This window comes from Serratia sp. 506_PEND, assembly GCF_001076875.1.
Taxonomy (GTDB): Bacteria; Pseudomonadota; Gammaproteobacteria; order Enterobacterales; family Enterobacteriaceae; genus Serratia; species Serratia marcescens.
Map to the genome: position 1 here is coordinate 16,461 of NZ_JVEL01000517.1, position 7,381 is coordinate 23,841.

Here is a 7,381-nt window from a genome sequence, read left to right on the forward strand (position 1 = left end):
GCCTTGTCTTGACCGGTGCGGCCCGATCGCGCACCGTCAGCCGGACGGCCTTTGCCGGCCGGACGTTTATTCTTGTTACGGTCGTCGCCGTTGTCGTCGTCACTGCGGACGTACATCACTTTGACTTTACCGTTCTTGCCACTAAATGAATCGTTCATTGTCTTCTCCACCAACGCGCAGGGCGCGAAGATTACCTGATGTTGGTGCACGAAGCCACCAACTTGCGCTAAAAGCTCCCAACTATCACATCCATTGAACAAACCTCATTGTTCACGCGCCGGGTTTTGCCGATAATTGTCAGCATTAAAGAAACATCTCCGCAACCGCGTTGCGGGGACCATGCTTTCTCTGTACCCGAGGTCAACATGAATACAGTTTGTGCAGCTTGCAATGCCACCAACCGCGTGCCGGAAGAACGTCTGGCGGACAACGCGAAATGCGGCCGCTGCGGCCATGAGCTCTTCGACGGTGAAGTGATCAACGCCACCGCCGCCACGCTGGACCAGTTGCTGCAGGACGATCTGCCGGTCGTGGTCGATTTCTGGGCGCCGTGGTGCGGCCCGTGCCGCAGCTTTGCGCCGATCTTTGAAGACGTGGCCGAAGAGCGCGCCGGCAAAGTGCGCTTCGTGAAAGTGAACACCGAAGCCGAGCCGGAGCTGAGCGCCCGTTTCCGCATCCGCAGCATCCCGACCATCATGGTGTTCCGTCAGGGCAAAATGGTCGACATGCTCAACGGCGCGATGCCGAAAGCGCCGTTTGATAACTGGCTCAACGAGTTAGTGTGATTCGGCAAGTATAGGCCGTATCCCGCCATTGCGCGCGAACGCGCCCCGATCGAGCCCGCCCCTCCCGGCGGGCTTTTTTCTGCGTTACAATAGCGGTTTTTCCCCAGGATCGTTATGACCGACAACGCCGTACTTCGCCTGCGCCAATTCCGTTTAGACCGCGCCACCCGCCCTTTTTTGGCGCGCGGTTGCCGTGTGGCGCGTTGTCAGGGTTGCCTGCTGCCGCATAAGAACTGCCTGTGCGACACCATTCGCCCACAGCAGGCCGGCAGCCGTTTCTGCCTGATCATGTTCGGCGCCGAGCCGCTCAAGCCCAGCAACACCGGCCGCCTGATCGCCGATATCCTGCCGGACACCCAGGCGTTCCTCTGGTCGCGTACCGAGGTCGATCCCGCCCTGCTGGCGGCCATCAACGATCCCACCCGGCAGCCTTATGTGGTGTTCCCCGCGTCCTACGCCGACGCCGAACGGCCGGTGTTCAGCGCGCTGCCCGTCGGCGGCAAACCGCCGCTGTTCATCATGCTGGACGGCACCTGGGCGGAGGCGCGCAAAATGTTCCGTAAAAGCCCGTATCTCAATCAATTCCCGGTGTTTTCCCTCAACGTCGACGCCGCATCGGACTACCAACTGCGCGAAGCCAGCCGCGCCGAGCAACACTGCACGGCGGAAGTGGCCGCCGCCCTGCTGCAACAGGCGGGCGATCTGCCGGCCGCCGAAGGGTTGAATCAGCATTTTCGCTATTTCCGTCAACAGTATCTGGCGGGAAAACCGACCCGGCCGGAGGCATCGGTCACAGCAATGCAGCCATAAAGCGCCTAAAATCAGGCGTAACGTTGCCAAAAGGAGCCGTGCATGAGCCAGCGAGGGTTAGAAGCGCTACTACGTCCCAAATCGATCGCCGTTCTGGGCGCTTCGCAGCAGCCGGGCCGCGCCGGCAACCTGATGATGAGCAACCTGCTGGCCGGCGGTTTCGGCGGCCCCATCTTGCCGGTGACGCCGCGCTACAAGGCGGTATGCGGCGTCATGGCCTACCCCGACGTCGCCAGCCTGCCGTTGACGCCGGATCTGGCGATCATCTGCACTCACGCCAAGCGTAATCTGGCGCTGCTCGACGCGCTGGGGCAGCGCGGCTGCAAAACCGCCATCGTGCTCTCTTCACCGCCAGAACAGTTCGCCGAACTGAAAGCCTGCGCGCAGCGCTACGCCATGCGGCTATTGGGCCCCAACAGTCTGGGATTACTGGCGCCGTGGCAAGGCATCAACGCCAGCTTCTCGCCGGTGCCGATCCAAAAAGGCAAGCTGGCGTTTATCTCGCAGTCCGCCGCCGTCGCCAACACCATTCTCGACTGGGCGCAGCAGCGCGAAGTCGGCTTCTCTTACTTCATCGCGCTGGGCGACAGCCTGGATATCGACGTCGACGACCTGCTCGACTTTTTGGCGCGCGACAGCAAAACCAGCGCCATCCTGCTGTATCTGGAAAACATCAGCGACGCACGGCGCTTTCTCTCCGCCTCGCGCAGCGCCTCACGCAACAAGCCCATTCTGGTGATCAAAAGCGGCCGCAGCCAACAGGCGCAATTACTGCTCAACAGCCAGCAGGGGCTGGACGCCGCCTACGACGCCGCCATCCAGCGAGCCGGCCTGCTGCGCGTGCAGGATACCCATGAGCTGTTCTCCGCGGTGGAAACCCTCAGCCATATGCATCCGCTGCGCGGCGAGCGGCTGATGATCGTCAGCAACGGGGCGGCGCCGGCGGCAATGGCGCTGGACGAGCTGCTCGGGCGCAACGGCAAGCTGGCGACGCTGAACGATGAGAGCCTGGCGAAGCTGAGCGATGCGCTGCCGGATTTCATTCGCGCCGGCAACCCGCTCGATCTGCGCGACGACGCCACGCCGCAGCGCTATCTGGCGGCTCTCGAAGCGCTGCTCGACAGCCACGACTATGACGCTCTGCTGCTGATCCATGCGCCGAGCGCGGCGGCGCCGGGCACCGCCACGGCGCAGCGGCTGATCGACGCGCTGCACCGCCATGCGCGCGGCAAACGCATCACCTTGCTGACCAACTGGTGCGGCGAATACTCTTCGCAAGAGGCGCGCCGGCTGTTTACCGAGGCCGCCATTCCCACCTACCGCACGCCGGAAGGCGCTGTGACCGCTTTTATGCATATGGTGGAATACCGCCGCAACCAGAAGCAGCTGAAAGAGACCCCGGCGCTGCCGGTCGGCCTGACCGCCAATACCGCCGACGCTCACCGCCTGATCCATCAGGCGCTGGCCGAAGGCGCCACCCAGTTGGATACCCACGAGGTGCAATCCATTCTGCAGGCTTATGACCTGAGCACCCTGCCGACCTGGATCGCCGAAGACAGCGCCGAAGCGGTACATATCGCCGAACAGATCGGCTACCCGGTAGCGCTGAAGCTCCGTTCGCCGGATATCCCGCACAAGTCGGAAGTTCAGGGCGTCATGCTCTACCTGCGCACCGCGACCGAAGTGCAGCGCGCGGCGGAGGCGATCCTCGACCGCGTGAAGCGCACCTACCCTCAGGCGCGCATCCACGGTTTGCTGGTGCAGAGCATGGCCAACCGCGCCGGCGCCCAGGAGCTGCGCATCGCGGTGGAGCAGGATGCGATTTTCGGCCCGCTGATCATGCTGGGTGAAGGCGGTGTGGAATGGCGCCAGGAAAATCAGGTGGCGGTCGCGCTGCCGCCGCTGAACATGGCGCTGGCGCGTTATCTGGTGCTGCAGGCGGTGAAAGGCGGCAAGATCCGCGGGCGCAGCGCGCTGCGGCCTTTAGATATCCCTGGACTAAGCCGCTTGCTGGTGCAGGTCTCCAACCTGATCCTCGACTGCCCGGAGATCGCCCGGCTGGATATTCACCCAGTGTTGGCCTCCGGCAGCGAATTCACCCTGCTGGACGTTTCGATGCAGCTCGCGCCGTTCAGCGGCGATCCGCAGGCGCGGCTGGCGATCCGCCCTTATCCGCATGAGCTGGAAGAGACCATCGCGTTGAAAGACGGCAGCCAATGCCTGTTCCGCCCGATCCTGCCGGAAGACGAGCCGACGCTGAAACATTTCATCGACCGGGTGACCAAGGAAGACCTCTATTATCGCTACTTCAGCGAGATCAACGAGTTTACCCATGACGATTTGGCCAACATGACGCAGATCGACTACGATCGAGAAATGGCCTTTGTGGCGGTGCGCGCAGACGAGATCATCGGCGTGACGCGCGCGCTGTCCGATCCGGACAACACCGACGCCGAATTCGCCGTGCTGGTGCGTTCCGACCTCAAAGGCCTGGGCCTGGGCCGTCAGTTGCTGGAGAAAATGATCGCCTATGCGCGCGCTCATGGCCTGACCCGTCTGAGCGGCATCACCATGCCGAATAACCGCGGCATGATCGCACTGGCGCAGCGGCTGGGCTTTGGCATCGAGGTGCAGCTTGAGGACGGCATCGTCAATCTGACGCTGCCGCTGCAGGCCGCCGACGCGCAGTGACCTGCGTCGCAATGCGCTACGAATCCACCACTTAACGCCAAAACATACGCACAATCGGGGCAACTAATGGTATTATCGCCCGATTATTCGGTTTATTGTTTTTATGCCTGTGGCGTTCTGGCCATCAATCATGAGAGAAGAAACGCACTGTGATGTTGTCAAAATTTAAACGTAGCAAACATCAACAACACCTTGCACAACTGCCCAAACTTCCCCAGACGGTTGCTGATGTTCGTACGTTGTACACGCCGTCCGATTTTCGCACCACGCTGCTGAGCGCCATCGCCAACGCCACCCAACGCATCTATCTGGTGGCCCTGTATCTGGAGCATGACGACGCCGGGCGCGAGATCCTCAACGCGCTGTATCAAGCCAAACAGCGGCGGCCCGAGCTGGAAATCTGCGTACTGGTCGACTGGCACCGCGCACAGCGTGGGCGCATCGGCGCCGCCGCCGCCAATACCAACGCCGACTGGTACTGCGCCATGGCCAGCCAACATCCGGAACAGTCGGTGCCGATCTACGGCGTGCCGGTCAATACCCGCGAAGCGTTAGGCGTACTGCACCTGAAAGGCTTTGTGGTCGACGATACCGCGATCTACAGCGGCGCCAGCATCAACGACGTTTATCTGCATCAGCATGAGAAATACCGTTACGATCGCTATCAGCTGATCACCAACGGCGTGCTGGCCGATACCTTGATCGATTACATCAAGCAGCATCTGCTCACCGCCGGCGCCGTACAGCGCCTCGATCGCAGCGATCGGCCGAAAAGCCCGGAGATCAAAAACGAGACCCGTCTGTTCCGTTTCGCCCTGCGCCGCGCCGGTTACCACTTCCGCGGCAAGGCCAGCAACGATGAGCTGGCGGTGACGCCGCTGGTTGGGCTTGGCAAGCAAAGCGTGCTGAATAAAACCATTCATCACCTGATGTCGTGCGCCGACCAGAAACTGACGCTCTGTACCCCCTACTTCAACCTGCCGGCGCTGCTGGTGCGCAACATCATTTATCTGCTGCGCCAGGGCAAACAGGTGGAGATCATTGTCGGCGACAAGACCGCCAACGATTTCTATATTCCGGAAGACCAGCCGTTCAAAATCATCGGCGCGCTGCCCTACCTGTACGAGATCAACCTGCGCCGCTTCCTGAGCCGCTTGCAGCGTTATATCGATACCGGGCAGCTGATCGTGCGTCTGTGGAAGGATGGCGATAACAGCTATCACCTGAAAGGCATGTGGGTAGACGAAGAGTGGCAGCTGATTACCGGCAATAATCTCAACCCGCGCGCCTGGCGGCTGGATCTGGAAAACGCCATTCTGATCCACGATCCCAAACAAGAGATGCGCGAACAGCGGCAAAAAGAGCTGGAGTGCATCCGCACCCACACCACCGTGGTCGGCCACTATCAGGAGCTGCAAAGCATTCAGCAGTATCCGATCAAGGTGCGCAAGCTGATTCGCCGTCTGCGGCGTATCCGCATCGATCGGCTGATTAGCCGTATCCTGTAAGCGGTACTCTGACCCCGGCCAAGGCCGGGGTTTTTATTACAGCTGTATCTCCTTGCCTTTGCGATGCAACCGAAGCGAAACCAGCAACGCCAGCAGGCACATGCCGGAAACGTACCAGAAGAAGGCATTCTCCACGCCGAATGATTTAAGCGACAACGCGACATATTCCGCCGAGCCGCCAAACAGAGCATTCGCCACCGCATAAGACAAACCTACCCCTAACGCGCGTACCTCCGGCGGGAACATCTCGGCTTTAAGCAGCCCGCTGATCGCGGTGTAAAAGCTGACAACGAACAACGCCAACACGATCAGACCGAACGCCATAAAGGGGTTGGTCACCTCTTTCAAGGCAAACAGGATCGGCACCGTCAACACCGTGGCGAAGGCTGAGAAGATCAGCATCGAGCTGCGACGGCCGATTTTGTCCGAAAACGCGCCTACCGCCGGCTGCAGCAGCATAAAGACGAATAGCGCAACGGTCATGATGGCGCTGGCCAGCTTGGCGTCCATACCGGCAGTGTTCACCAGGTACTTCTGCATGTAGGTGGTGAAGGTGTAGAAGGTCAGTGAACCGGCGGCGGTAAAGCCCAGCACCATCAGGAACGCCTTGCGATTTTTCCACAGCCCCGTCAGCGAACCGGCATCTTTGTGGTTACGCGTCTTCGCATCGGAGGTTTCATTCAGCGAGCGGCGCAGGTACAGCGCCACCACCGCCAACACGGCCCCCAAGGCAAACGGTATACGCCATCCCCAGGCTTTCAGCTCTTCGGCGGGCAATATCTGCTGCAAGACCACCAAGACCAGCAGCGCCAACAGTTGCCCGCCAATCAGCGTCACGTACTGGAACGATGCGTAGAAGCCACGCCGCCCCTTGATTGCCACCTCGCTCATGTAGGTGGCGCTGGTGCCGTATTCCCCCCCTACCGACAGCCCCTGGAACAGGCGGGCGATCAGCAGCAACGCCGGCGCCCAGCTGCCGATCGATTCATACGTCGGCAGGCAGGCGATCACCAGCGATCCGGCGCACATCATGCAGACTGAAAGCAGCATGGAGTTTTTTCGGCCATGCTTGTCGGCAATATAGCCGAACAGCCAACCGCCGATAGGTCGCATAAAGAAGCCGGCGGCGAAAACACCGGCGGTTTGCAGCAGCTGCGTGGTGCTGTTGCCCGCTGGAAAGAACGAGGCGGCAAAATAAATGGAACAGAAGGAGTAAACGTAAAAATCAAACCACTCCACCAGATTGCCTGATGAAGCCCCGACGATAGCGAAAATGCGTTTCTTGTTATCCAACGCCCCCTGTTCGACGCCGTGCTCATCCCCAAGAGCCGAGGTTGTTTCTGTCATGATATTTTCTCCGAGCCATAGCAATGATGAAATTCGGCGTCCTGCCGCCCTGGTTGTTACTTTATTGTTATTTATAAGTTAACAGCCAAACTTAATAGCGGACGAAGAATATCTGCCATTCAGAGAAACAATGCGTTGGTTTTGTGATGAATATTAAACAGTACGATGAAAGTTGAAGCGGATTACAACGGGGATTTTCCTTTTTACACATAGCAAAAAGCCCTGAACGTCAGTTCAGGG

General features: G+C 60.0%; 5 protein-coding genes and 1 pseudogene (1 of these 6 running past the window's edge). 4 read left to right on the top strand and 2 right to left on the bottom strand.

Annotated elements, in window-relative coordinates:
- Nucleotides 1-158, bottom strand: a pseudogene (locus tag ADK28_RS21575) (tRNA/rRNA methyltransferase); it reaches 906 nt to the left of the window's first position.
- A gap of 207 nt (nt 159-365) precedes the next feature.
- Between ADK28_RS21575 and trxC the strand changes: the two are divergent.
- The 4 genes from trxC (at nt 366) to pssA (ending at nt 5,794) form a co-directional block, all read left to right on the top strand.
- Nucleotides 366-785, top strand: a complete 420-nt coding sequence (gene trxC, locus ADK28_RS21580; protein ID WP_004928868.1) for a thioredoxin TrxC — start codon at nt 366-368, stop codon at nt 783-785.
- Nucleotides 786-899: 114 nt separating this feature from the next.
- Nucleotides 900-1,595 carry a tRNA-uridine aminocarboxypropyltransferase gene (locus ADK28_RS21585; RefSeq protein WP_004928866.1) on the top strand — a complete coding sequence of 232 codons (696 nt, stop codon included), beginning with the start codon at nt 900-902 and terminating at the stop codon, nt 1,593-1,595.
- A 42-nt stretch (nt 1,596-1,637) separates the two neighbouring features.
- A complete protein-coding gene (locus ADK28_RS21590) occupies nt 1,638-4,286 on the top strand; it encodes a bifunctional acetate--CoA ligase family protein/GNAT family N-acetyltransferase (RefSeq protein WP_033639536.1) in 2,649 nt (882 codons plus the stop codon).
- Nucleotides 4,287-4,438: 152 nt separating this feature from the next.
- Nucleotides 4,439-5,794: a CDP-diacylglycerol--serine O-phosphatidyltransferase gene (pssA, locus tag ADK28_RS21595; RefSeq protein WP_048796614.1), complete on the top strand. Its 1,356-nt coding sequence runs from the start codon at nt 4,439-4,441 to the stop codon at nt 5,792-5,794.
- Nucleotides 5,795-5,830: 36 nt separating this feature from the next.
- Here the strand turns inward: pssA and ADK28_RS21600 are convergent, their stop codons facing one another.
- A complete protein-coding gene (locus tag ADK28_RS21600; protein WP_048796615.1) occupies nt 5,831-7,141 on the bottom strand; it encodes an MFS family transporter in 1,311 nt (436 codons plus the stop codon).
- Between the last annotated feature and the right edge of the window lie 240 nt (nt 7,142-7,381).